Raw genomic sequence first — 22,477 nt, forward strand, 5'->3', positions numbered from 1 at the left:
ACCCATGTCCGCCTCCGCCCTGACCGGCCTGTCCGCCGCCCGCCGCGCCGCCCTCAAGGTCTCCTACACGGCCCGCGCCCTCGACGGGGCCCGCCCCGAGCGGCTGCTGACCGGAGCCGGCGTACGGCCCCGCCACGGCGACCTGGTCGTCGCCGAGGTCACGGAGATCGGCAAGCACACCCGGCTGGAGTCCGCCGAAGGGCGCCGGGTCCACCTGTTCCCCGGCGACGAGGTGCTGGTCGCCTACGGCGCCCGCTACGCGCCCGACCAGTTCGAGGCCGAGCCCCCCACCGACCTCGGCGCCTGCCACCTGGTCGCCGCGGGCGGCATCGCCTCACTGGTGCTGAGCGCCCGCAGCGACATGGGCGCGCCCACGGGGCTGCGCCCGGTCGGCCTGGTGGCCGACGCCGCCGGTGTCCCCGTGAACCTGGCCGGCCTCGCCCTGCCCGCCGTGCCCCGCCCGCTGCACGCGGTCCCGACCATCGCCGTCACCGGCACCTCCATGAACGCCGGGAAGACCACCACCGGCGCCATGCTGATCCGCGGCCTGGCGGCCGCCGGGTACCGGGTCGGCGCGGCCAAGATCACCGGCACCGGCGCCGGCGGCGACCGGTGGATGTTCCGCGACGCGGGCGCCGCCGAGGTGCTCGACTTCACCGACGCCGGACTCGCCACCACCTACCGCGTCCCCGCCGAGCGGATCGCCGCCGCGGCCCGCGGGCTGCACGACCGGCTCATCGTGGGCGGCGCGCAGGTCGTGGTGCTGGAGGTCGCCGACGGCCTGCTCCAGCCCGAGACCGCCGAACTGCTGCACCGCGACGACGTCTCCGCCATGGTCGACGCGTGGGTGTTCGCCGCGGGGGACGCGGCGGGCGCCCTGTACGGGCGGGAGCGGATGCGCGCGGCCGGCCTGCCGGTGGCCGCCGTCGGCGGCCGGATCACCGCCTCCCCGCTGGCCGCCCGCGAGGCAGCCGACCGCCTCGACGTCCCGCTGTACGGGTCCGCCGAACTGGCCGACCCCGCGGTCGCCGCCTCGCTGGTGGCCCGCCCGGCCCTGGAGGCCCTGGAGGCCGTGGGGGAGCGCAGCGCATGAGCGCCCCGCCGACCCGCCCGTCCCCGCCGCCGGCCGCCGGGCGCCCCGCCGCCGACCGGGACGACGCCGCCCCCGTGCCCCGGCTGCTCGCCGGCGGCCGCCGCTGGACCTTCGCCGCGCTCGTCGCGGTCGGCGCCGGGCAGGCGGCCACCGCCATCGCGTGGGCGCTGCTGGTGCGCCGCATCGCCGGGGGCGGCGGCCAGTGGGCCACCGGTCCCGCCCCGCTGCAGGACACCCTGCCCTGGCTCGGGGCCGCCGTCGCCGCGACGGGCGCCCTCCTCTACACCGAGCGGGTCCTGGCCGAACGCCTGGGCCAGGCGTGGGTGAGCGACGTCCGCACCGCCCTGTTCCGCCGCGCCACCGCGGCCCCCGCCCGCGAGGAGGGGCGCGGCCGCTCCACCGGCGGCACGTCGCTGCGCATGATGGGCAACCTCGGCGCGCTGCGCCGCTGGGCCGGCCTGGGGCTGGCCAAGCTCGCCGTCGCGCTGCCGCTGCTGTGCGGGTGCCTGGCCGCGTTCGCGGTCATCGCCCCGATGGTCGCGGCGGCGGCGGGCACGGTCGCCGCGGTGGGGCTGGGCGCCACGGCGGCGCTGTCCCCGTGGCTGCGCTCCTCCCACCGGGCGGCCCGCCGCCGCCAGGCCCGGGTGGCCTCGCACGTCGTCGAACGGGTGGGCAAGACCCTGGTCGTGCAGGCGTTCGGCCGCGAGCAGGGCGAGCGGCGCACGGTCTCCCGCCGCTCCCGGCGGCTGGCCGAGGCGCAGGTGGGCCGGGCACGCGCGGTGGGCACCGTGCGCGCCATCGGCGAGGCCACCACGCTGGTCATGACGGCGGCGGTGCTGGTGGCCGCGTCGCTGTCGGGCGCGGGCGCCGCATCCGCCACGGCGGCGATCGCCCTGGTCGGCATCATGGTCACCCCGCTGCGGGAGCTCACGCGCATCAGCGAATACCACTCGGCGCGGACCGTGGCGCTGCGCCAGATCCGCGCCGAACTCGCCCGGCCGCGCCGCCGGCGGCCCGGCCGCGAGGCCCCGGAGCTGCCCGAGGGCGGCGGCGACCTGCGGCTGGAGGGGGTGCGGGTCAACGGGGTGTTCGCGCCGATCACCGCGCACGCGCCGGCCGGGTCGGTGATCGCGGTCACCGGAGCCAACGGCAGCGGCAAGTCGACCCTGCTGTCGATCATCGCCGGGCTGGTCACGCCCGACGCGGGCCGGGTGCTGCTCGACGGCGCCGACATCGCCACCTGCCGCGCGTCGTCGGTGCGGGCCGCCATCGGCCTGGCGGGGCCGCACCTGCCGCTGCTGCGCGGCACGATCGGCGACAACGTGCGCTACGCCGACCCCAAGGCCGACGGCCGGAGGCTGCACGAGGCGATCCGCGCCAGCGGGCTCGACGAACTCCTCGCCGACCTGCCGCTGGGGCTGCGCACGCCGGTGCGGGAGGACGGCGGCGGGCTGTCGGCCGGCCAGCAGCAGCGGGTGGCGCTGGCCCGCGCCCTGCTGCTGCGCCCGCGCCTGCTGCTCCTCGACGAGGCCGACGCCCACCTCGACGCCCGCGCGGGCGAGCTGGTGGACCGGGTCATCGCGGACTTCGCCGGAACGGTCGTGGTGGTCACCCACCGCCCCGAGCGCCTGCGCACCGCCGACGCGGTCTGGCGCCTGGCGAACGGCGTGCTGCGCCCGGCCCGCCCGGAACCGGCGGCCACCGCCGCCCCCTGACGCGGTCGCACCGGGACGTGCGGAGAGGGGGCGACCCGGTGCGATCGCCCCGCGCGGCGCCCGCCGCCGCGCACGCCGCCCCCCGGAGGCCGCCCCGGGGGGCGGCCCCGTTCCCGGGGCGGTCCGGCACCGGAGCGGGGCGGGCGGGGACGGTCTAGGGCAGGCGGTAGGGGCGGGTCGCGACGAGCGCGCTGCGGCCGCCGATCTCGACGGTGCCGTCCGGGCCGGGGCGGACGTCGATGCGCGACCCCACGCCCTGGCGGATGGTCAGCGGGCGGCGCAGCAGGTCGCCCAGGCGCAGGGCCGCCGCGCCCGTGGCCTCGTCCTCCGCGATGCCCATCGCGTCGGGGAAGACCCGCACCCGGACCCGGCCCGCGGCCTCGTCCTCCCACGCCCAGACGTGCAGGTTGGTGCCGGGTTCGCCGCCCGTGCGGGCGTCGACCTCGGCGGGCGTCGCGTACCGGCGGGTGTCGAAGCGCGGGGCCAGCCCCGGGTCGGCGCGGATCCAGTCGGCGCCGCCCTCGCTCCAGGTGGGGATCGGGCCGGCCGGCGGGTTCAGCTCGGTGCGGGCGTCGCCCCGCTGGCGGAGCAGCCACGCGGTGCCCACCAGGGGGTGCCCGGCCAGGGGGAGCTCCACGGCGGGGGTGTGGATGTGCAGCCGCCCCGTCGCGGCGTCCTCCACGAAGACGGTCTCGGCGAAGCCGAGGTCCGCCGCGACCGCCTGCCGGGTGGCGGCGGGCAGGCCGGGGGCGTCGAGGAGCACACCGAGGTGGTTGCCCCCGGTGTCCCCGTCGCCCAGGAAGACGGTGACGACGTGCAGCGTGGTGGTGTCCATGCCGACATGCTGCCACCTCCCACGCGACAGCTCCACTTAACTTTTCTTCGCCTCACCGTTCAGTTTCGCTGCACCCACCGGGCGCGCATCCGAGGCGGCCGTGGTCGGGGCGCGTCGGCGGGGCCCGCGCCCGGTACAGTGGTTCCGCTATTGAGCTGATGATGGGACCTCCTCCGGTCTCTCGTCCGGTCCCCGCGCCCGCCGGGCGGCTCCGCGCCGCCGGTGAGAGCGGCCCGCGCCTTCGCGCCGGGCCGCCGCGCCCGTCAGCGCAGGTGACGACAGAGACAGGAGTCCCATGTCCCCCTTGGGCACGCTGCGCCGCATGCGCGCGATCGCCGGAACCCCCCTTCTGCTGGTGGCCTTCCTCGCCCGGCTGCCGGTGTCCATGGTCCTCATCGGGACCCTCACCCTCGTCACCGCCGAGGCGGGCGGGGTGGCGGCCGGCGGGCTCGTCTCGGGCGCCATCGCGCTCGGCGAGACCGTCGGCGGGCCCGTGCTCGCCCGCCTCGCCGACCGGCGCGGGCAGCGGACGGTCGTGCTCGCGGCGTCCCTCGTCGACGCGGCGCTGATCACCGCCCTGGTCGCCGGGGTCCTCGCCGGGCTGCCCCTCCCGGTGCTCGCCCTCCTGGCGGCCGCCGCCGGGCTGTGCATGCCGCAGATCGGCCCGCTGGCGCGGTCGCGCTGGATCGCCATCGCCTCGCGGCGCCCGGCCGCCGAGCGCGAGCGCTCCGTCGCCGCCGCGCTGTCGGTCGAAGGCGTCCTGGACGAGAGCGGGTTCGTCATCGGCCCGGCCCTGGTGGGGCTGCTCGCGCTCACCGTGGGGCCCGCCGCCGCGGTCCTCGGCGCCGCCGTGCTGATCGGCGTGTTCGGCGCCGCGTTCGCGCTGCACCCCACCGCGCTGCCCGGCACCCCCGACGCCCCCGCCGCCGACCGGGTGGCCCGGATCGGGCTGGTGGTGCTGGCCGTGCCGATGTTCTGCCAGGGCGCGTTCTTCGGCGGCACCTCCACCGGGGTGACGGCGTTCGCCGAGCAGGCCGGCCGCGCCGACCTCTCCGGGCTGCTCTACGCGGTGATGGGGGTGAGCAGCGCGGTGGCCGGCCTGCTGATGGCGTCGGTCCCGGCGTCGGTGCCGCTGACCGCGCGGCTGCGCCTGGCCGCCCTCGGCCTCACCGCGGGCACCCTCCCGCTGTTCTGGGCGGGCGGGGCGGTGCCGCTGGCGGCGGCGATGCTGGTGCTCGGCTGCTTCATCGGCCCGCACATCGTCACCCTGTTCGGCCTGGCCGAGCGCGCCGCGCCGGCCGCCCGGCTGGGCCAGGCCATGGCGGTCATCACGTCCGCCCTGATCCTGGGCCAGGCGCTGGGCTCCATGTCGGCCGGCGCGCTGGCCGACCGGTTCGGTCCTGAGGGCGCGTTCGCGGTGAGCGCGGCCGCCGCGACCGCGGCGCTCGTCGTCGCGGGCGGCGCCGTGCGGTCGCGCTGGTACGGTCGGCGCGCGCCCGCCCCGGCGTGAGCCGGCGGCCCGGCGGTGCGGATCGCCGCAGATGGGAATGCGTTAATCATCCGTTAACGGCCGTACCGACGACCCCGTGCGCCGCGTAAGCTCCACGACTGTGCTGACCTTGTTCCCTCCCCGCAGACGCCGGGTGCTCGACCGCCGAAGAGAGGTTCCCGTGCCCCGTGTGACCGGTCTCGCGCACATCACGTTCTCGGTGCGCGACCGCGACGCGAGTATCGACTTCTACCGCTCGGTGCTCGGCTTCAAGGCGGTCAAGACCCGTGACGGCAAGCAGTGGCTGCACACCGAGTGCCGCCACCCCTCCGGCGTGGTGCTGGGCTTCATCCAGCACCGCGACCACTTCAAGGCCGTGTTCGACCACCGGCACGCCGGGGTCGACCACGTGGCGTTCCACGTGGGCACCCTCGGCGATCTGGAGATCTGGGAGGAGCGCCTCACCGATCTCGACATCGACCACTCGCCGATCGTGCACTCCGAGCAGGGCTCGACCCTGACCTTCGCCGACCCCGACGGCATCCAGCTGGAGCTGTTCAGCCCGGCCGACCCCGACAGCGGCGAGGACTGACCGGCCGCCCCCGCGCCCGCGCCCGGCGCTACTCGGGCGCCACCAGGTCCAGGCGGACGTCGGCCGCCCGGATCTCGTCGACCGCCGACTGCGGCAGGCGGTCGTCGGTGATGATCAGGTCGAACTCCTCCAGCCGCGCCACCCGGAACGTACCGAACTTGCCGTACTTGGTGCTGTCGACGGTGAGCACGCTCTTGGAGGCGATCCGCAGCAGTTGCTGCTTGGCGACCACCTTGGCCTCCGACGGGGTGGTCGAACCGCGTTCGAGGTCCCACGAGCTGCTGGCGACGAACGCGAGGTCGACGTTGACCCGGCTGAGGAAGTCGGCGGTGAACTGGCCCACCGACGAGTGGTCGGCGTGCGACACCACGCCGCCGGTGTGGATCAGCTCGATGTTCGGGTACTCCATGAGGTGGCCCACGACGTTGAAGTCGTTGGTGACCACGGTGAGGCCGACCTTGTCGGTGAGCATGGGCACCATCTGCAGCGACGTGGTGCCGGCGTCGAGGTAGATGGTGAAGTTCTCGCGCACCAGCTCGGCCGCCGCCCGGGTGATGGCGCGCTTGGCCGGCACCTCCAGCTGGGCCTTGGCCAGGTACGACGGCTCGCTCTTCAACCGGGCCGCCAGGCGCACGCCGCCGGTGACGGACAGCACCTTGCCGTCGTTCTCCAGCGCCTGGATGTCGCGGCGCACGGTCATGTGCGACACGGACAGCATCGAGGTCAGCTCGTTGATGCTCAGGACGTGCCGCTCCTGCAGCAGCTTGAGGATGTGCTCGCGGCGCTGGTCGGGGATCATGCTTCGCCTTCGGGCTCGGAGCGGAGTGCGTGTGCACCACTGTGGCAGACGCACGGCCTACGCCACGAGTTTCCCAGGTCGGCCCGCGGCCCCGGCGGTAGCCCCCGGGTGACACCGCTCGCACTCGCCGCGCGGGGACCTATTGCGCCGGTTTTTGCCGGTCTCCGTCACGGTCGTCCGCGGACACTGGCACTCTTGTCTGCAGTAGCCACCGACGGCACCGTCGATGTTCCGCGGCGTAACGGAGACAGCACCATGACGCTGGCCATCGCCTTGCGCGGCGATACCCACCGCTATCGGGAGAACACCATCCCCGCCCTGCGTTCGGCGTTCGCGGCGGGCGCCGACGTGGTGGCGGTCGACCTCAGGACCACCGCCGACGGCCACACCGTGCTGCTCCAGGACGACACCCTGGAGCGGCCGTGGGGGCCGCCGCTGCCGGTCGCCTCGCTCACCCTGGCCGAACTCGCGGCGTCCGGCCCCGAGGTCGAGCAGCGCGTCCCCACCCTGATGGAGGCGCTGGCCGAGACCGCCGTCCGCCCCTCGGCGGCGCTCATGCTCAACGTCCCCACGGCCGACACCGCGCTGGCCGCCGACACCCAGGTGCGCGAACTCGGCGCGGTCGACCGGGTGCTGTTCACCGGGGCCGCCGACGCCCTGGCCACGCTGCGCGCGCACAGCCCCAACGCCGCCATCGCCCTGACCTGGGACCGGCCCTCGCTGCCGCCGGGCGACCTGTGGCAGGCGCTGCGCCCCCGCTACTACAGCACCGACCACCGGCTGCTCACCCGCGAACTCGTCGCCGAGGTCCAGCGCCACGGGTACGCGGTCGCGGCGTGGACGGTCAACGACTTCCCGGAAATGGTGCGGATGGTCGGCATGGGGGTCGACGCGATCATCACGGAGAACACCGCCGACCTCGTCAGCCTCACCGGTGACCCGCGTCGGCTGCACGCGGCGCGCGACGCGCCCGACGACCGCGGAACAGCCCGCGACCTGCGGCGGAGCGGGTACGGCGGATAGTCGAAAACTGAATTCAGTTCATCCGAAAACCGGTCCGCGGCACCCCGCGGCCGCGCGAACTGTGGATTTTCCAATCCGCCGGGCGACATCCGGGATTCTCGCCGACTTTCGATCGGGGCGGCGCTATCCTCGAAACCGATTCGCAATGAACGGACCCTCCGCCGCCCCTCGACCGCGTCCGTCCCCGTGGTCGGCGCACCCTTCCGAGATGACATGACGGCCGACCTCTCCTCGCACGACGCGCGCTCCACCGAGCGCGCCCTGTCCGCCGCCGCGCGGGTCCTCGCGCGCCGGGGCGCCGACCGCCTGGGCATGGCCGACCTCGCCCGCGAGATCGCGGTGCTGAGCGGTGCCGACCCCGGCGACCTCCGGCGCGCCTACCCCACGCGGCTCGACCTCGACTACGCCGTCGCCGTCCGGGCGGCGCGCACCCTCGTCGCGGCCGAGGCCGCCGACCCCGGTGCCGCCGACTCCGCCGCCGACCGCATGGCCCGGCTCATCCGCCGGCACATCTCCCACTGCTGGCAGAACCGCGTCGCCGAGGAGCTGCGCCGCCGGCTGCTGCCCACCCTCCGCGCCATCCACCCCGGCCGGCACCGCGAACTCGTCCGCCTCCGCCGCGAGTACCGCGAGCACATCGCCGGCATCGTCGCCGACGGCGCCGCCGAGGGCACGTTCACCGTCCGCGACGGCGAGGCCGCCACCACCGCCGTGCTCGCCACCCTCGACACCTCGCTCGACTGGTACGACGCCGACGCCGACATGGCGCTCACCGAACTCGGCGACGTCTGCGTCGACCTCATCGTGCACCACCAGCTCGGGGCTCCCCGCGGGTGATCCGCGCGGGCCCCGGCCGGGGGCCCGCCCCTGTCTTTCGGCAGTGCCCGCGACCGCCCTGGGCGGGTAGCGTCGATGCCCATGGACAGCCCCGCCGCCACCGCAGCGCGCCTGGCCCGCACCCTTCTCCGGCCGCTCAGCGGACGCCCCACCGGCGGGGACGTCGCCAAGGACGTGCTGCTCTGGACGGCGCTGAGCTGGCCGCCCGCCGCCGAGGCGCTGCTGCGCGGCCCGGCCTCGGCGAGCGCGATCGGCACGGTCGCGGCCGTGCTGGTGCTGGCGGCGGCGGTGGCGCTGAGCCGCCCCTATCCGGTGGCGGCCGCCGTCATCGGGCTCGCCGCCGTGCCGCTCATCCCGCTGACCGCCGCCGGGGCCGCCGTCCTCTGCTTCCTGGCCGGCCGGCGCGATCCCCGGGTGGGCCCGGCCGCCGCGGCCGCCGCCGCGATCACGGCCGCCGCCCTGGCGGCCGCGGTCCTCGGCGGCGCGGTGGCGGTGATCCCCGCGCTCCTCACCTCCGGCGTCATCGGGTGCGTGCTCCCGTGGATGGTCGGCGTCCACCTGCGCCAGCGCGACGACCTCGCCTACGCCGGGTGGGAGCGGGCCCGCCGGCTCGAAACGGAGCAGCGCATCACCGCCGACCGCGTGCGGCTGCGCGAGCGCTCCCGCATCGCCCGCGACATGCACGACTCGCTGGGCCACGAACTCGGCCTCATCGCCCTGCGCGCCGGCGCCCTCGAACTCGCCCCCGACCTGGGCGAGCGGCACCGGGCGGCCGCCGCCGGGGTCCGCGAGAGCGCCACCGAGGCCACCGAGCGGCTGCGCGAGATCATCGGCGTGCTCCGCGACCCCGGCGGCCCGGCGCCCCTGGAGCCCGTGGGGGAGGACGTCACCGGCCTCGTCGCGCGGGCCCGCGCCTCCGGCATGGACGTGGCGCTGGAGCGCGCGGGGGAGGGCGCCGGGCCGGGCCCCATGGCCGACCGCGCCGCCTACCGCGTCGTGCAGGAGGCGCTGACCAACGCCGCCCGGCACGCGCCGGGCGCCGCCGTGCGCGTGCTGCTGCGCCGGGACGCCGCCGGCACCGCCGTGGAGGTGCGCAACTCCGCGCCCCCGGCGGGCGCCCCCGACCGGCCGGCCGCCGGCGGGCACGGCCTGGTCGGCCTGGCCGAGCGGGTCCGGCTGGCCGGGGGGACCCTGGAGGCGGGCCCGCGCGAGGGCGGGTTCGCGGTCGCCGCGCGCTTCCCGGCCGGCGCGTCCCCCGCCGCCGCGGCGTCCGGGTACGCGGCGGGGGACGGCCCGGACACCGCGGCGCCCGGCCCCCGCGCCGGGGCGGACGACCCGGTCCGGCGGGCCCGGCGGCGGCTGCGCACCGGAGCGGCGAAGATGGCCGCGACCGCCGTCCTGCTGCTCGCGGCGGCGGTGGGCACCGGCGCGGCGGCGTCGTTCTACCGCATGTCGGCGTCGACGCTGGACCCGTGGACGTTCAACGCGCTGCGCGTCGGCGATTCCGAGGCGGAGGTGGCCGAGGTGCTGCCCCGGATGGAGTCCCCGGTGGTGCCCGAGGGCCTGCCGCCCGCACCACCGGGCGCCGACTGCCGCCATTACCGGTCGGAGGTGTCCCTGGCGGGCGGCGGGGCCACCACCTACCGGCTCTGCTTCGCCGGCGGGGAACTGGTCTCCGCCGACGCCCGCTCCTGGGAGGCGGGCACGTGACCGCGACGACGAAGGGACGCGCGCCGGTGATCCGGGTGCTGCTGGTGGACGACGAGGCGATGATCCGCGCAGGGGTGCGGGCCATCCTGGAGACCGACGCGGGGCTGGAGGTGGTCGCCGAGGGGGCCGACGGGCGCGCCGCCGTCGACCTGGCCCGCGCCCACCGCCCCCATGTGGCGCTGCTCGACATCCGCATGCCGCGCATGGACGGGCTCGCCGCCGCCGAGGAGATCCGGCGGACCGCCCCCGCGACCGCCGTCGCCATCCTCACCACCTTCGACGAGGACGCCTACATCGAGCGGGCGCTGGCCGGCGGGGCGGCCGGGTTCCTGCTCAAGGCGGGCGACCCCCGCGAACTGCTGGCCGGGGTGCGGGCGGTCGCCGAGGGGGCGGCCTACCTCGCGCCCCGGGTGGCCCGCCACGTCATCGACGAGCTGAGCGGGGGGCGCATGGCGCGCGGCGCGGACGCCCGGCGCCGCGCCGCCGCCCTGACGGCACGGGAGCGCGACGTCCTGGCCCTGGTCGGCGCGGGGCTGTCCAACGCGGACATCGGGCGGCGGCTGTACCTGGTGGAGGGGACGGTCAAGAGCTACGTCAGCTCGATCCTGCAGCGCCTGGAGGTGCGCAACCGGGTGCAGGCGGCCGTCCTCGCCCACGAGGCCGGCCTGGTCGACCGCGGCGCCTGATCCCAGGTCACGGGGGAACGGCGGTCGGCCGTGCGCCGCCCCGGTGGGCGGGGCCTCCGGGGCGGCGCGGGGCGCGCGGCGGAGCGGGGATCGGCCCCACGCGCGCGGGCAGCGGAGCGACCCCGGCGGGGCGCGGACGCCGGAGGGGGCCGCGCCCCGCCGGGGCGGGGGTCAGGCGTCGCGCCACCGCAGGGCGGCGTATCCGGCGGCCAGCGTGGCCGCGGCCCAGCCGGTCAGCAGCGCGGCGGCGGTCGGCCATCCGTAGGGCTCGGTGATCCCCGTCATCAGGGCCATCCCGGCGTCGGCGGGGAGGTAGGCGGCGATGTCGGCCAGGTCGGGGTCGCCCACCATCATGACCACGAACGGCACGCCGATCAGCACCCCGATCGCGGCCGATACGGCCCCGGCGGTGCCGCGCAGGACCGCGCCCAGGCCCAGCGTGAACAGGGCGATCGCGGCGGTGTAGTAGCCCGTCCCGAGCACCGCGTGCGCGAGCGGGGCCGCCTCGATGATCATCCGGTCCCCGTAGACGGCGAGGGCGGCGAGGTCGGCGACCGCTCCGGCGCCGCACCCGAGTGCGAAGGCGGCCGCGCCGGTGACGGCGGTCTTGGCCGCCAGCACGCGGCCCCGGCGGGGCACCGCGCCGAGCGTGGACCGTATGGCGCCCGTCGCGTACTCGCCGGTGATGACCAAAGCAGCCAGGGCCACCACCCCGAACTGGGAGAGCATGACGACCGTCGGGAAGAGGCCGTTGGCCGTCATGGCCTCGGCGTGCCCGCCGCGGTCCAGCGCGGAGGCGGTGTACCCGGCGGTGGCGGCGGTGACCAGCAGCGCGGCGGCGGCACAGGTCCACGTGGACCGCAGTCCCCACAGCTTGGTCCACTCCGCGGCGAGGGCGCCGGGCAGGCCGCCTCCGTTCGGGGGAGCGGCGGGCCGGGGTGCGGTGGTGCGGGCGGGCGAGGTGGTGGTCACGTCCGGGTCCTTCCGGTGGCGGCGGTCGGGGAGGCGGAGGCGGCGAGGGCGCCGGGCAGGCCGCCTCGGCCCGGGGGAGCGGTGGCGCGGGCGGGGGCGGTGGTCATCTCCGGGCCCTTCCGGTGGCCGCGGCGGCGGGTTCCGCCGCCGGGGCGGCGTACTCGACGCTGGAGGCGGTCAGTTCCAGGTAGGCCTGCTCCAGGGAGGCGGTGCGCGGGCTCAGCTCGTCCACGCGGATGCCGGCGGCGTGGGCGGCGCCGCCGACGTCGGCCATGGTGCCGCCGGTGACGATCAGCCCGCCGGTGTCCTCGCGGACCACGTGCATCCCGGCGCGGACCAGGTGCCCGGCCAGGTCCTCGGCGTGCGGGCTGCGCACGCGCACGGCGTTGAGCGAGCTGCGCCGGATCACCTCGCCGATGGGCGCGTCCGCTATGAGCCGGCCGCGCCCGATGACGACGAGGTGGTCGGCGGTGTGCTGCATCTCGCTCATGAGGTGGCTGGAGACGAACACGGTGCGGCCCTCGGCGGCGAGCCCGCGCATGAGTCCGCGGATCCAGCGGACGCCGTCGGGGTCGAGCCCGTTGACCGGCTCGTCGAACATCAGCACCTCGGGGTCGCCGAGGAGCGCGGCGGCGATGCCGAGGCGCTGGCCCATGCCGAGCGAGAACGTGCCGGCCCGGCGCCCGGCGGCGTCGGCCAGGCCGACCGTGTCGATGACCTCGTCCACCCGGCGGGCGGGGATGCCGTTGCTGCGGGCGAGGGCCCGCAGGTGGTTGCGGGCGGTCCGGCCCGGGTGCACCGCGCGGGCGTCCAGCAGCGCCCCGACCTCGCGCATCGGGTGGCGCAGCGCGGCGTAGGGGCGGCCGCCGATCAGCGCCGCCCCGGCCGACGGGTGGTCCAGGCCGAGGACCATGCGCATGGTCGTCGATTTGCCCGCCCCGTTCGGGCCGAGGAACCCGGTCACCCGGCCGGGCGCCACCTCCATGTCCAGGCGGTCGACGACGACCTTGGCGCCGTACCGCTTCGTCAGGCCGCGCAGTGCGATCACGGCGGTTCCCTCTTCTCTGAGCCGTCCTTCGGAACACGGCCACGCTAAGGAGCGGGGGCGGTCCGGCGCAGTGGACGATCGGCACCGGCCGGACCCGACTTTCGGCGGGTCGCCGCCGCGCGCGGCGGCCGTAGGCTCGGGGAGGGGCCGGAGCAGGCCGGACGGGCGGAGCGGGCGGAACGGAGGCCGAGGGGCGGATGACGGCGACGCGGCTGCTGGTGCTGGGCACCGTGCGGATGTTCGGGCAGGCGCACGGCTACCAGGTGCGCCGGTCGCTGGTGGTGTGGGGCGCCGAGGACTGGGCCAACGTGAAGCCGGGGTCGATCTACCACGCGCTGCGGCAGCTGGTGAAGGTCGGGATGCTCCGGACGGCGGGGACCGAGGAGAGCGCCGAAGGCCCCGAGCGCACCCTGTTCGAGCTGACCGAGGACGGCACGACCGAGTTCGTGCGGCTGCTGTCCCGGGCGCTGTCCGACGCCGGGGCCAAGCCGGAGCTGTTCGGCGCGGGCATCACGTTCATGACGTCGCTGCCCCGGCGGACGGTCGTCACCCTGCTGCGGCACCGCCTCGCGGAGCTGGAGGGCGGCCAGAGCGTCATCGACTCCCTGCGCGAGGACGGCGCGGCCGACGCCAAGCCCGCGCACGTCCGGGAGCTGTTCGAGTGGTGGTCGGTCCAGGGCGCGGCGGCGGTCGCGTTCACGCGCGGCATGATCGAGCGCCTGGAGGACGGCGCCTACGAAATGGCCGGCGAGGTCCCCGCCCCCTTCGGCCTCCCGGCCCCCCACCCCGACCCCCGCTAGCGTCGAGATCAACGAGGCCCGGGGCCTAATGTCCGGTACCACCCATTCCGGGAACAGGGGTGCCGCGCTCCCATAGTTCTTCCGCGTGGGCGGTGAAGCGGTCGTAGGCCCCGGCGTCCTGGTGGCGGCGGAAGTGCATCATCGGGCTGTCGTGCCCGACGTTGCGTGCCAGGTGCGGGGTGACGAGGACGTCACCGTCGAAGCGGAAGACGCTGAGCGAGATGTGGTTGACGGCGTCCGCAGGGTCGCTGAAGCGGGCCTCGATCGCCGCGACATCGCCCAGGTCCGCCAAAGCGTCAAGTGAGGTCCTGATCCGGGTGGAAACGGTGAGGGGGACGTCTTCGATCCGCTCCCGCTGCCGGACGGTGTCGGAATCGGGGTCCCCCAGGAGAAAGCGCACCCGGCAGCCCTGTTCCGCCTTAGCGCGCAGGGTCGACGCGAAATCGGGCTGCTGGAGCCAGAGGAAGTAGTTCGTGAACCCGGCGAACAGGAGTTCCCGCTGTGCGTCCGCGATCAGCTTCGCCCAGACCGACGTCGGACACGCGGCCCGCGTGGGATAGACCGCGACGACCTCACGGTCGGCTCCGGTTTTGATGACCGACTGCACTTTGGGCCACAGCATGGCCTCACTCACCCCCAACATCTTACTGACGTCCACGCGGTTTCGAGCGTGGGGAATCAGTTCGGCGTTCGCCAGCCAACGTTCGACTGTCTTCGGGGTGACCCCTACCCGAAGAGCGAGTTGGCGAGGCGAGATGTGCGCCTCCTCCATAGCAGCGCGCAATGCGGTGTGCAAGGAATTCTCCTCGGACGTCTGGGCTTTCTCGCACGTTACCGCGAGACGTCTCCGATGTCCTGGAGTTGGGTTCGGAAACGTCCTCCATGGCTGCGGATCATCTTTTCGAAAGGAGGGCCCCGCGACGGGCGCAACCGTCCGGGGCTATGGCCGCCAGCAAATGGAGTGCTGATGACACGAACCACCCTAAGGGACCCAAGGCGTCGGGTACGCCCGTATGTGGTGATCGGGCGGCGGGCTCGGCTGCGGTGTCGGGGGTGTGGCCGATGACGCCCCCGTTCCGGCGCGTGCCGCGACCGTGCCGTTGCCACGTCCGCGTCTTCACCGCCGTCCCGGAGCAGGTGGCCGACGCCCGGTCGTGGGCCGTCGCGCTGCTGCCCCGGCCGCCCGCCCGCGTCGCGGACGCGGTGCGGCTGGCGGTGTCGGAGGCCGCGACCAACGCCGTCCGGCACAGCGTCGGCCCCGACTACCGGCTGCACGTCACCGTGGGCCGCGCCTGCGCCCGCTCCTGGGTCTACGTCCAGTGCGAGGACCGGGGCGGCCCGACGGTCCCCCGGTCCGCCGATGTCCCGCACTGGTCCGAGACCGGGCGCGGCCTGCACCTGATCAGCGCGGTCACGGACCTGTCCGGTCCCCTCGCCGAGGACATGAGCGGAATCTACTTCTTCCTCTCCTGGTCCCCCGGCGCTGTCCGGTCCGTCGCCGAGAGCGGCTGACCGTCCCCCGAACGCCCGCCGCCGCTGCCTGGGAGAGGGGGAGGCAGTGGCGGCGGGCCGCATCTTCTTTGGAGGGGTTCCATGCTCGATGGCGACGACCGCCCGCCGCTGCCGCGTCGGGATCGGGGGCGGGCGTACTTCCACGTTCCTGATCCGGGGCCTGAGGCGGGGGCGGCTTCGCCGGCGGAGGGTGTGCCGGGGGACGACGGTGCGGGGTCGGGGGAGAGGGCGTGGATCGGTAATCAAATTTGACTAGTGGAGCGCCGGGGTGGATGCTGGCGCGGTAATCAAACTTGACTACTGGGGTTGACGTGATCCATACCCGAGCACTGACCCGTGACTTCGGCACCAAGAGCGGCACCGTGCAGGCCGTGCGCGGCCTGGACCTGGACGTGGGGGCCGGCGAGCTCGTCGCCCTGCTGGGCCCCAACGGGGCCGGCAAGTCGACCACCCTGCGCATGCTCACCACGCTGCTGCCGCCCACCTCCGGCGGGGCGACCGTGGCCGGGCGCGACGTCGTGGCCGACCCGGCGGGCGTCCGCCGCCGCATCGGCTTCGTCGGCCAAGGCCACGGCGCGGGCTTCGACCAGCTCGCCCGCGACGAACTCGTCACGCAGGGCCGCTGCTACGGCCTGGGCCGGGCCGAGGCGCGCCGGCGCGCCGAGGCGCTGCTCACCGAACTCGAACTGGACGGCGCCGCCGACCGGGAATCGGTCCGGCTGTCCGGCGGGCAGCGCCGCCGCCTCGACATCGCCATGGGCCTCATCCACCGCCCCGACCTGCTCTTCCTGGACGAACCGTCGACCGGCCTCGACCCGCACAGCCGGGCCAACCTCTGGTCGCACGTCCTGCGCATGCGCGCCGAGCACGGCACCACCGTCGTCCTCACCACCCACTACCTCGACGAGGCCGACGCCGTCGCCGAGCGCGTGGTCGTCATCGACCACGGTCGCGTCATCGCCGACGGCACCCCCGACGAGCTCAAGGGCAAGGTCTCCGGCGACCTGGTGTCGCTCACCACCGCCACCGCCGACGCGGCGCGCGCCGCCGCCGAGGCCGCCGGGCGGCTGCCCGGCACCACCGCTGTCGAGACCGACGGCACCGAGGTCCGCCTCCGCGTCCCGCGCGGCGACGCGGTGCTGCCCGAGCTGCTGCGCGCCCTGGACGCCGCCGGGGCGCCCCTGACCGGCGTCCGGGTGCAGCGCCCCACGCTGGACGACGTCTTCCTCACCCTCACCGGCCGCAGCCTGCGCGAGGGCGCGGAGTGAGCCCCCGCCCTCCTCGGACGGACCGGACCGGTCGGCCGCAGTCTGTGCGCGAGCGCCGGCCCCCTCGGAAAAACCGCACCGGAACCGGCCGCCGCCCGCGTGTGTGCCCCCACCCCCCTCGGAAGGACCGATGAACACCCTCCGCGACACCTGGATCGTCTACGCCCGGCAGATGCGCCCCACCCTGCGCCGCCCGGTCGTCACGGCCCTGTACAGCATGCTCCAGCCCGTCCTCTACCTGGTGCTGTTCGCCCCGCTGCTGACCGGCATGCCCGGCGCGATGGGCGAGGACCCCTGGCAGTGGTTCGTGCCCGGGATGCTCGCCATGCTCAGCCTGTTCACCACCGCCTACGCCGGGTTCGGGCTGCTGCCCGAGGTCCGGTCGGGCGCCCACGAGCGGCTGCTCGCCACCCCGGTGAGCCGGAGCGCGCTGCTGCTCGGCCGGGTGCTGCGCGACATCACCGTGATGCTGGTGCAGGCGCTCGTCATCGTCGCCGCCATGCTGCCGTTCGGGCTGCGCCCGTCCCCGGTCGGCGTGCTCGCCGCGCTGGTGCTCCTCGCCGTGCTCGGCGTCGGCCTGGGCACGCTGTCGTACCTGTTCGCGCTGGTGGTGAAGGTGGAGTACCTGTTCGCCGCCCTGCTCCAGGCGGTCACCATGCCGCTCATCCTGCTGTCGGGCGTGCTGCTGCCCATGGACCTGGCGCCCGGCTGGCTCTACGCGCTGTCGCGCGCCAACCCGGTCAGCCACGTGGTGGACGCCGAGCGGGCGCTGTTCGCCGGCGACCTCACCGATCCGTCGGTGGCCGTCGGCACCGCCGTCGCCGTGGTGCTGGCGGTGGTCGCCCTGGTGCTGGGCACCCGCACCATGCGGCGCCTCGCGTGACGGGCGCGGCGGGCCGCCGAGCGCGGTCCCGCCGCGTCACCCGGGCGGCGCCAGCGGGCGCCACGGCACGGGCGACGACAGGATGGTGGTGCTCGACGGGCGGCCGTGCTCGGCCAGCCGGTCGATCAGCTCCTCGAAGCGCGCCATCGACGCCACCGCCACCAGCAGCACGCAGCACGCGTCGCCGGTGACCCGGTGCAGCTGGCGGATCTCCGGTAGCTCCCGGGCCGCCGGGTCGCGCAGCAGGCACCCCGGCCCGAAGCACTCCATGCGCACCAGCGCCGCCACCGGCAGCCCGGCCGCCGCCGGGTCGACGTGGGCGTGGTAGCCGGTGATCACCCCGCTCTCGCGCAGCCGGCGCACCCGGTCGGCGACCGCCGGGGGCGACAGGTTGACCCGGCGCGACAGCTCGTTGAAGGAGAGCCGGCCGTCGGCCTGGAGTTCGTCGAGGATGCGCCAGTCCAGGGCGTCGAGCATGGACCTTCCGATCGTCAGGTGATCCCGCGCAGACGCTTACGAGTGTGAACCGCCGGGGCCCGATCGGCAAGCGACGCCCCTTCAACCCCGGCCGCCGGCGGAGCATCATGGTGGTCCCGGCGGACGCCGGGCCGCGACCACCGCGCCAGAGGGGAGACCACCGTGCACACCGTCGACACCGTTGTCAGCCGGGACGCGTGCCCGTTCGCCGGCGCCGAGGACCGGCCCACCGCCTACGCCGAGTACGGCGCCATCGAGACCCTGCTGTCCCTGCAGCACCCGCGCACCGGCGAGCCCGCCGAGCGGTCGTTCCTCGTCGCCACCCAGGTCATGGAGCTGCTGTTCGACCTGCTCCGGCGGCACTGGGAGCAGGCCCGCGACGCCCTGGAGGCCGACGCGGTCCCCGCCGCCCTCGCCGCGCTGCGCCGCGGCGCCGCCGTGCAGGACGTGCTGGTGGCGTCGTGGGACCTGGTGGGCTCGCTGACCCCGGCCGAGTTCGGCCGGTTCCGCGCCGCCCTCGGCGACGCCTCCGGCGTGCAGTCGGCCGGCTACCGCCATCTGGAGTTCCTGCTCGGCGAGCGCGCACCGGGGTTCCTCACCGCCTTCCGGGGCATGCCCGAGGTCCGCGCCGACCTGCGGCGCACGCTCACCTCGCCCGGCCTGCACGACGCGGCGCTGCGTCTGCTGCACCGGCGCGGCCTGCCCGTCCCGGCCGAGCGCGTCGACCGCGACTGGGCGCGCCCCTGCCCGCCGCACCCCGGCGTCGAGCGGGTGTGGGCGATGGTCACCGCCGACCCCCGGCCGGGCGACGAGGCCGCCGACCTGGCCGAGGCCCTGCTGGACACGGCCGAGCGGCACACCCGCTGGCGCCGCCGGCACGCCGCGGCCGTCAAGCGGTCCATGGGGCGCGCGCCGGGCACCGCCGGCACCAGCGGGCTCGACTGGCTGGAGCGCACCGCCGCCCGCGACGTCTTCCCCGAACTGTGGGCGTCGCGCACCCTGGTCTGACGGCCGCGCCGCCCCGGCGCCGCCCGGTACCGCCCGGTACCGCACCCCCGCGAGAGGACCCCCCCATGACCACCCGCGCCGACTGCGCCCGCCTCGACGCCGCCGACCCCCTCGCCCACCTGCGCGCGGAGTTCACCCTGCCGGAGGACGTGGTCTACCTCGACGGCAACTCGCTGGGCGCGCTGCCCCGCGCCGTCCCCGGCCGTGTCGCCGACCTCGTCGAACGGCAGTGGGGGCGGGGGCTCGTCGCCAGCTGGAACGACGAGGGCTGGTGGGACGCGCCGCGCACCCTCGGCGCGCGCGTCGCCCCCCTCGTGGGCGCGGCCGCCGAGGAGGTGGTGGTCGGCGACGGCACCTCCGCCAACCTGTTCAAGGTCCTCGTCGCGGCGCTGCGCCTGGCCGGCGACCGCCGGGTCGTCGTGGGCGAGGCCGGCAACTTCCCCACCGACCTCTACGTCACGCAGGGGGCGGCGGAGCTGATGGGCGCCACCGAGCGGCGGGTCGACCCCGACGGCCCCGGGCTGGCGGCGGCGCTGGCGGCCGGCGACGTCGCGGTGGTGCTGCTCAGCCACGTCGACTACCGCACGGGCGCGCTGCGCGACATGGCGGGCATCACCCGCCTGGCCCACGCGCACGGCGCGCTGATGGTCTGGGACCTGTGCCACAGCGTGGGCGCGCTGCCGGTGCGGCTGTCGGCGTGTGAGGCCGACTTCGCCGTGGGCTGCACCTACAAGTACCTCAACGGCGGCCCCGGCGCGCCCGCGTTCACCTACGCGGCCGCCCGCCACCACGACGCGGCGCGCCAGCCGATCACCGGCTGGCACGGCCACGCCGACCCGTTCGCCTTCACCGCCGACTACCGGCCGGCCGCCGGGGCGTCCCGGTTCCTCAGCGGGTCGCAGCCGCTGGTGGCGCACGCCGCGCTGGGCGCCGCGCTCGACGTCTGGGAGGGGGTCGACCTCGACCTGGTGCGGGCGAAGAGCCTGGCCATGACCGGCCTGTTCCTGGAGCTGACCGCGCCCGCCGGGCTCGCGTCGGCGACGCCGCGCGCGCCGGAGCGGCGCGGCAGCCAGGTGTCGCTGCTCCACCCTGACGGCTACGCGATGGTGCGGGCGCTGGGCGAGCGCGGCGTGGTCGGGGACTTCCGCGCCCCCGACGTGCTCCGGTTCGGGTTCACCCCGCTCTACCTGCGCTACGTCGACGTGTTCGACGCCGCAGCGGCGCTGGTGGAGGTCGTGCGCAGCGGGGAGTGGCGCGAGCCGCGGTTCGCCGCGCGCCGGACGGTGACCTGAGACCCCCGCCCGCCCGCCCACCCACCCGCCCGCCCGCCCGCGCGTCAGCGGGCGCGGGCCCGGTGCGCGGCGACGTTGACCCGGTTGGCGCACGCCACCGAGCAGAACCGGCGCCGCCCGTTGCGGGACGTGTCGATGAACACGGTGGCGCACCCCGGGCGCCCGCACCGGCCGAGCCGGCTCCCGCCCGCGCCGCAGATGGCGACGGCCAGCCCGCCCGCCGTGGTCGCCTTGATGCGCTCGGCGGTGTCGAGGTCCTGGCTGACGTAGTGCAGGTGCGGCGCCGTGCCGTCGTGCGTGGAGACCTGGACCCCCGTCGCCGCGTCGGCCAGCAGGGCGTTGACCGCGGCGATCTGCGCGTCGGGGTCGGGGGCGCCGAAGACCGGGTGCAGCCGGGCGGTCCAGGCGCTCACGCGCTCGGCCTGCGCGTCGTCGAGGTCGGGGTCGGTGACCTCGTGGGCGCGCAGGACGGCGGAGAGCGTGGCCGCCCGGTGGTCGGGCGCGTTGAGGAGGCCGACGGCGAGGGCGGCACCGGTGCCGCCGTAAGTGTTGAACTGCACAAGGGCATTACAGCACAGTTGGACCATGGTGATCCGGGACTGCAAGGACTGCGGGGAAAGGGATGCGGCGGCCGAGGTGGAGTCCTCCCACTACACCTCCGAGGGGATCGTCCGCTACGTCCGCTGCCGCTGCGGCGCGCGGAGCGTGGACGTGGCGCGCTTCGGCACCGTCGTCGGCGTGGGCGGAACCCCCTGGTCGACCCCCAACTGAGGGCCGGGTCGCGGGCCGGCCCCGACCGAGGGCCGAGCCCTTGGTCGGGCCTGAGGGTCAAGCCCCCGCTCGGCCCGCGCCGGTAGGCCGAGCCCCTGGACGGCTCGCGCTCGAGGGCCGGAACCCCCTGGTGGGCCCGCATCGGGGCGGCGGGACCCCCTGGTCGGCCCCTCGGCTGAGGTGCGGGCCACGACTTGGTGTGGCGCGTGTCCTATTTTTACCTTCTCAGGCGTTTGGAACCCCTGGCATGCGGGCGATCCGCAGCGCCGGCTGGTCCAACCGGTATGCCCTGATCTGCGACTTTACGTTTTGACCCGTCGCATTTTGCTCTTCCGTGGGTTAGAGTCCTTCGTGATCGGTTCGTGATCTCGCGGTCAACCGCGGGTCAACCACCGATGCCGAGCCCCGGGCGATCACCAAGCCCGGGGAAGTGAGGCCCCCATCCCCGCGGGCCGGGCCGCGCGTTCCAGCGCCTGCCCCCTCGGTCTCCGTTCCCAACGGAGCCCGAACCCGCACGTCTGGCGATCCAGCCACGGCGAACCCCTGAACGGCAAACCGGCTCCTCCGGCCGCGCCCTGAACCGCTTGCCCGGAATCCGCGCCGCCCTGCCTGTGGTCTCGCTCGGCCCCGCTCCCGACCTGGGTTTATCTCCATGAGTTCTGACAGTCCTGTCCAGCACGGCAACGTCAAGGCGTCCTACTTCTGGGACGACGGTTCCGGCATCAACGGCGACACCGGCGCCCCCGCGTCGGGCGAGCCCATGCAGAAGGGCCTCGCGGCCAGCCCGAGCTGGCCCCTCGGCACCGAGGGCTACGTCGAGTACAACGGCAAGAAGGCCGAGTTCTTCATCGGCGACCGGGGTCCCGGCGACCCCGCCGAAGGCTGCAACGTCCTGCTCGACCTCGACGGCAAGACCTTCGCCGAACTGGTCGGCGAGTCCTGGAACGACAGCAGCTACACCGTCAGCGGTGGCCAGGGCCACATCGACGTGAAGTACACCATCACCGAGTGGGGCGACGGCAACGGCACCGAAGGCGCCCCCCGCCCCATGAGCGGCTCCGAGGTCTGCGACGAGGCCGTCTCGCCCCTCCCCGAGGAGGAGAAGCCGGCCGAGGACGAGCAGGCCCGGGCCGACCAGGCCGCGGCCGAGGAGGAGTCCGAGCCCGCCGCGAAGGAGGAGGAGCAGCAGGCCCAGGACCAGGAGGAGCAGGCGCCCGCCGCCGGCTCCGACGACCAGGGCCCCGCTGAGGAGACCGGCGTGCAGGCCGAGACCGCCGCGAACGACCTGTCCGGCATCTCCCTGGCCAGCACCGACCTCCCGGTCGCCGCCGGCGCCCTGACCCTGGCGGTGCTCCCGGCGCTGGCCGTCGCGGTGCTCTTCGCCAAGCGGCGCCCCGCCGCCGACTACGCCGGCGACGGCGAGGACGGCCGCCACCGCGCCCCGTCCCTGCTCACCGCCGAGGGCCGGCAGCAGGTGTTCACCTCGCTGAAGGACCGCGCCGCGCGCCTGCGCGACGAGTACATGCGCTGATCCCCGCACCCGATCGGCGGCACCCGGCCGCCGGAGGACCCGCTCACGCGGGCGCCTCCGGCGGCCGCTCGCATGTCCGGCCCCGCGTTCCCGACCCGCGTGCCCGCACCGGCGGGCGCGCGGGTCGGGAACGCGG

Annotated in this window: 23 protein-coding genes; 16 read left to right on the forward strand and 7 right to left on the reverse strand. The window is 75.8% G+C overall.

The genetic code is table 11. The annotated features are described in order from the left end of the window. The first annotated feature begins 4 nt into the window (after positions 1 to 4). Both NT8_RS07815 and NT8_RS07820 read left to right on the forward strand, forming a co-directional pair. The gene (locus NT8_RS07815; protein ID WP_067965789.1) at positions 5 to 1,093 is read left to right on the forward strand and encodes a malic enzyme protein; all 1,089 of its coding nucleotides are present in this window, start codon (positions 5 to 7) and stop codon (positions 1,091 to 1,093) included. Further along, a complete protein-coding gene (locus NT8_RS07820; protein ID WP_067965791.1) occupies positions 1,090 to 2,808 on the forward strand; it encodes an ATP-binding cassette domain-containing protein in 1,719 nt (572 codons plus the stop codon). The genes NT8_RS07815 and NT8_RS07820 overlap by 4 nt, the downstream gene beginning before the upstream one ends. A 154-nt stretch (positions 2,809 to 2,962) precedes the next feature. Here NT8_RS07820 and NT8_RS07825 read toward each other — a convergent pair whose 3' ends face one another. Then, positions 2,963 to 3,643, reverse strand: a complete 681-nt coding sequence (locus NT8_RS07825; protein ID WP_067965793.1) for a PhzF family phenazine biosynthesis protein — start codon at positions 3,641 to 3,643, stop codon at positions 2,963 to 2,965. A gap of 295 nt (positions 3,644 to 3,938) precedes the next feature. Between NT8_RS07825 and NT8_RS07830 the strand changes: the two genes are divergently transcribed. After that, the gene (locus NT8_RS07830) at positions 3,939 to 5,153 is read left to right on the forward strand and encodes an MFS transporter (RefSeq protein WP_067965795.1); all 1,215 of its coding nucleotides are present in this window, start codon (positions 3,939 to 3,941) and stop codon (positions 5,151 to 5,153) included. A 160-nt stretch (positions 5,154 to 5,313) separates the two neighbouring features. After that, positions 5,314 to 5,724, forward strand: coding sequence for a VOC family protein (locus tag NT8_RS07835; protein ID WP_067965797.1), 411 nt, complete (start codon positions 5,314 to 5,316; stop codon positions 5,722 to 5,724). A gap of 28 nt (positions 5,725 to 5,752) precedes the next feature. Here the strand turns inward: NT8_RS07835 and NT8_RS07840 are convergent, their stop codons facing one another. Further along, positions 5,753 to 6,523 (reverse strand): DeoR/GlpR family DNA-binding transcription regulator, encoded by a 771-nt coding sequence (locus NT8_RS07840; RefSeq protein WP_067965799.1) that lies wholly within the window; start codon positions 6,521 to 6,523, stop codon positions 5,753 to 5,755. A gap of 255 nt (positions 6,524 to 6,778) precedes the next feature. Here NT8_RS07840 and NT8_RS07845 point away from each other — a divergent pair, with 255 nt between their 5' ends. From NT8_RS07845 to NT8_RS07860, 4 genes are all read left to right on the forward strand, one after another. Next, a complete protein-coding gene (locus NT8_RS07845) occupies positions 6,779 to 7,546 on the forward strand; it encodes a glycerophosphodiester phosphodiesterase (RefSeq protein ID WP_084468736.1) in 768 nt (255 codons plus the stop codon). Between the two features lie 213 nt (positions 7,547 to 7,759). Then, the gene (locus NT8_RS07850; RefSeq protein ID WP_067965801.1) at positions 7,760 to 8,383 is read left to right on the forward strand and encodes a TetR family transcriptional regulator; all 624 of its coding nucleotides are present in this window, start codon (positions 7,760 to 7,762) and stop codon (positions 8,381 to 8,383) included. An 81-nt stretch (positions 8,384 to 8,464) separates the two neighbouring features. After that, positions 8,465 to 10,093, forward strand: coding sequence for a sensor histidine kinase (locus NT8_RS07855; RefSeq protein WP_067965803.1), 1,629 nt, complete (start codon positions 8,465 to 8,467; stop codon positions 10,091 to 10,093). 26 nt (positions 10,094 to 10,119) lie between these two features. Then, on the forward strand, positions 10,120 to 10,779 hold the full coding sequence (locus NT8_RS07860; protein ID WP_067965805.1) for a response regulator transcription factor: 660 nt from the start codon (positions 10,120 to 10,122) through the stop codon (positions 10,777 to 10,779). 171 nt (positions 10,780 to 10,950) lie between these two features. Here the strand turns inward: NT8_RS07860 and NT8_RS07865 are convergent, their stop codons facing one another. Together NT8_RS07865 and NT8_RS07870 are read right to left on the reverse strand one after the other, a co-directional pair. Then, positions 10,951 to 11,751, reverse strand: coding sequence for an ABC transporter permease (locus tag NT8_RS07865; protein ID WP_067965808.1), 801 nt, complete (start codon positions 11,749 to 11,751; stop codon positions 10,951 to 10,953). Between the two features lie 103 nt (positions 11,752 to 11,854). Beyond that, on the reverse strand, positions 11,855 to 12,799 hold the full coding sequence (locus tag NT8_RS07870; RefSeq protein WP_067965809.1) for an ABC transporter ATP-binding protein: 945 nt from the start codon (positions 12,797 to 12,799) through the stop codon (positions 11,855 to 11,857). Positions 12,800 to 12,996: 197 nt separating this feature from the next. Here NT8_RS07870 and NT8_RS07875 point away from each other — a divergent pair, with 197 nt between their 5' ends. Then, positions 12,997 to 13,599, forward strand: a complete 603-nt coding sequence (locus NT8_RS07875; RefSeq protein WP_067965811.1) for a PadR family transcriptional regulator — start codon at positions 12,997 to 12,999, stop codon at positions 13,597 to 13,599. A 25-nt stretch (positions 13,600 to 13,624) separates the two neighbouring features. Here NT8_RS07875 and NT8_RS07880 read toward each other — a convergent pair whose 3' ends face one another. Further along, positions 13,625 to 14,233 carry a DUF5919 domain-containing protein gene (locus NT8_RS07880; protein ID WP_245646081.1) on the reverse strand — a complete coding sequence of 203 codons (609 nt, stop codon included), beginning with the start codon at positions 14,231 to 14,233 and terminating at the stop codon, positions 13,625 to 13,627. A 428-nt stretch (positions 14,234 to 14,661) separates the two neighbouring features. Here NT8_RS07880 and NT8_RS29220 point away from each other — a divergent pair, with 428 nt between their 5' ends. From NT8_RS29220 to NT8_RS07895, 3 genes are all read left to right on the forward strand, one after another. After that, positions 14,662 to 15,111, forward strand: a complete 450-nt coding sequence (locus NT8_RS29220) for an ATP-binding protein (protein ID WP_067965814.1) — start codon at positions 14,662 to 14,664, stop codon at positions 15,109 to 15,111. 311 nt (positions 15,112 to 15,422) lie between these two features. Further along, positions 15,423 to 16,379, forward strand: a complete 957-nt coding sequence (locus NT8_RS07890) for an ATP-binding cassette domain-containing protein (protein WP_067965818.1) — start codon at positions 15,423 to 15,425, stop codon at positions 16,377 to 16,379. Positions 16,380 to 16,509: 130 nt separating this feature from the next. Beyond that, positions 16,510 to 17,262 (forward strand): ABC transporter permease, encoded by a 753-nt coding sequence (locus NT8_RS07895; RefSeq protein ID WP_067965820.1) that lies wholly within the window; start codon positions 16,510 to 16,512, stop codon positions 17,260 to 17,262. A gap of 36 nt (positions 17,263 to 17,298) precedes the next feature. On the opposite strand, the gene NT8_RS07900 is transcribed toward NT8_RS07895, so the two are convergent. Beyond that, on the reverse strand, positions 17,299 to 17,739 hold the full coding sequence (locus NT8_RS07900; protein ID WP_067965822.1) for an Lrp/AsnC family transcriptional regulator: 441 nt from the start codon (positions 17,737 to 17,739) through the stop codon (positions 17,299 to 17,301). 162 nt (positions 17,740 to 17,901) lie between these two features. Here NT8_RS07900 and NT8_RS07905 point away from each other — a divergent pair, with 162 nt between their 5' ends. Together NT8_RS07905 and kynU are read left to right on the forward strand one after the other, a co-directional pair. Beyond that, positions 17,902 to 18,747 (forward strand): tryptophan 2,3-dioxygenase, encoded by an 846-nt coding sequence (locus tag NT8_RS07905; RefSeq protein WP_084468739.1) that lies wholly within the window; start codon positions 17,902 to 17,904, stop codon positions 18,745 to 18,747. Positions 18,748 to 18,812: 65 nt separating this feature from the next. After that, positions 18,813 to 20,039: a kynureninase gene (gene kynU, locus NT8_RS07910; protein ID WP_067965825.1), complete on the forward strand. Its 1,227-nt coding sequence runs from the start codon at positions 18,813 to 18,815 to the stop codon at positions 20,037 to 20,039. 44 nt (positions 20,040 to 20,083) lie between these two features. On the opposite strand, the gene NT8_RS07915 is transcribed toward kynU, so the two are convergent. Continuing rightward, positions 20,084 to 20,599 carry a CGNR zinc finger domain-containing protein gene (locus NT8_RS07915; protein ID WP_067965827.1) on the reverse strand — a complete coding sequence of 172 codons (516 nt, stop codon included), beginning with the start codon at positions 20,597 to 20,599 and terminating at the stop codon, positions 20,084 to 20,086. A gap of 25 nt (positions 20,600 to 20,624) precedes the next feature. Here NT8_RS07915 and NT8_RS07920 point away from each other — a divergent pair, with 25 nt between their 5' ends. Further along, entirely contained in the window at positions 20,625 to 20,810 is a 186-nt protein-coding gene (locus NT8_RS07920) for a hypothetical protein (RefSeq protein WP_067965829.1), read from the forward strand. Positions 20,811 to 21,462: 652 nt separating this feature from the next. Beyond that, on the forward strand, positions 21,463 to 22,341 hold the full coding sequence (locus NT8_RS07925) for a hypothetical protein (RefSeq protein WP_067965833.1): 879 nt from the start codon (positions 21,463 to 21,465) through the stop codon (positions 22,339 to 22,341). Positions 22,342 to 22,477: the final 136 nt, after the last annotated feature.

It is taken from the genome of Nocardiopsis trehalosi NBRC 14201 (assembly GCF_001552555.1).
Taxonomy (GTDB): domain Bacteria; phylum Actinomycetota; class Actinomycetes; order Streptosporangiales; family Streptosporangiaceae; genus Nocardiopsis_B; species Nocardiopsis_B trehalosi.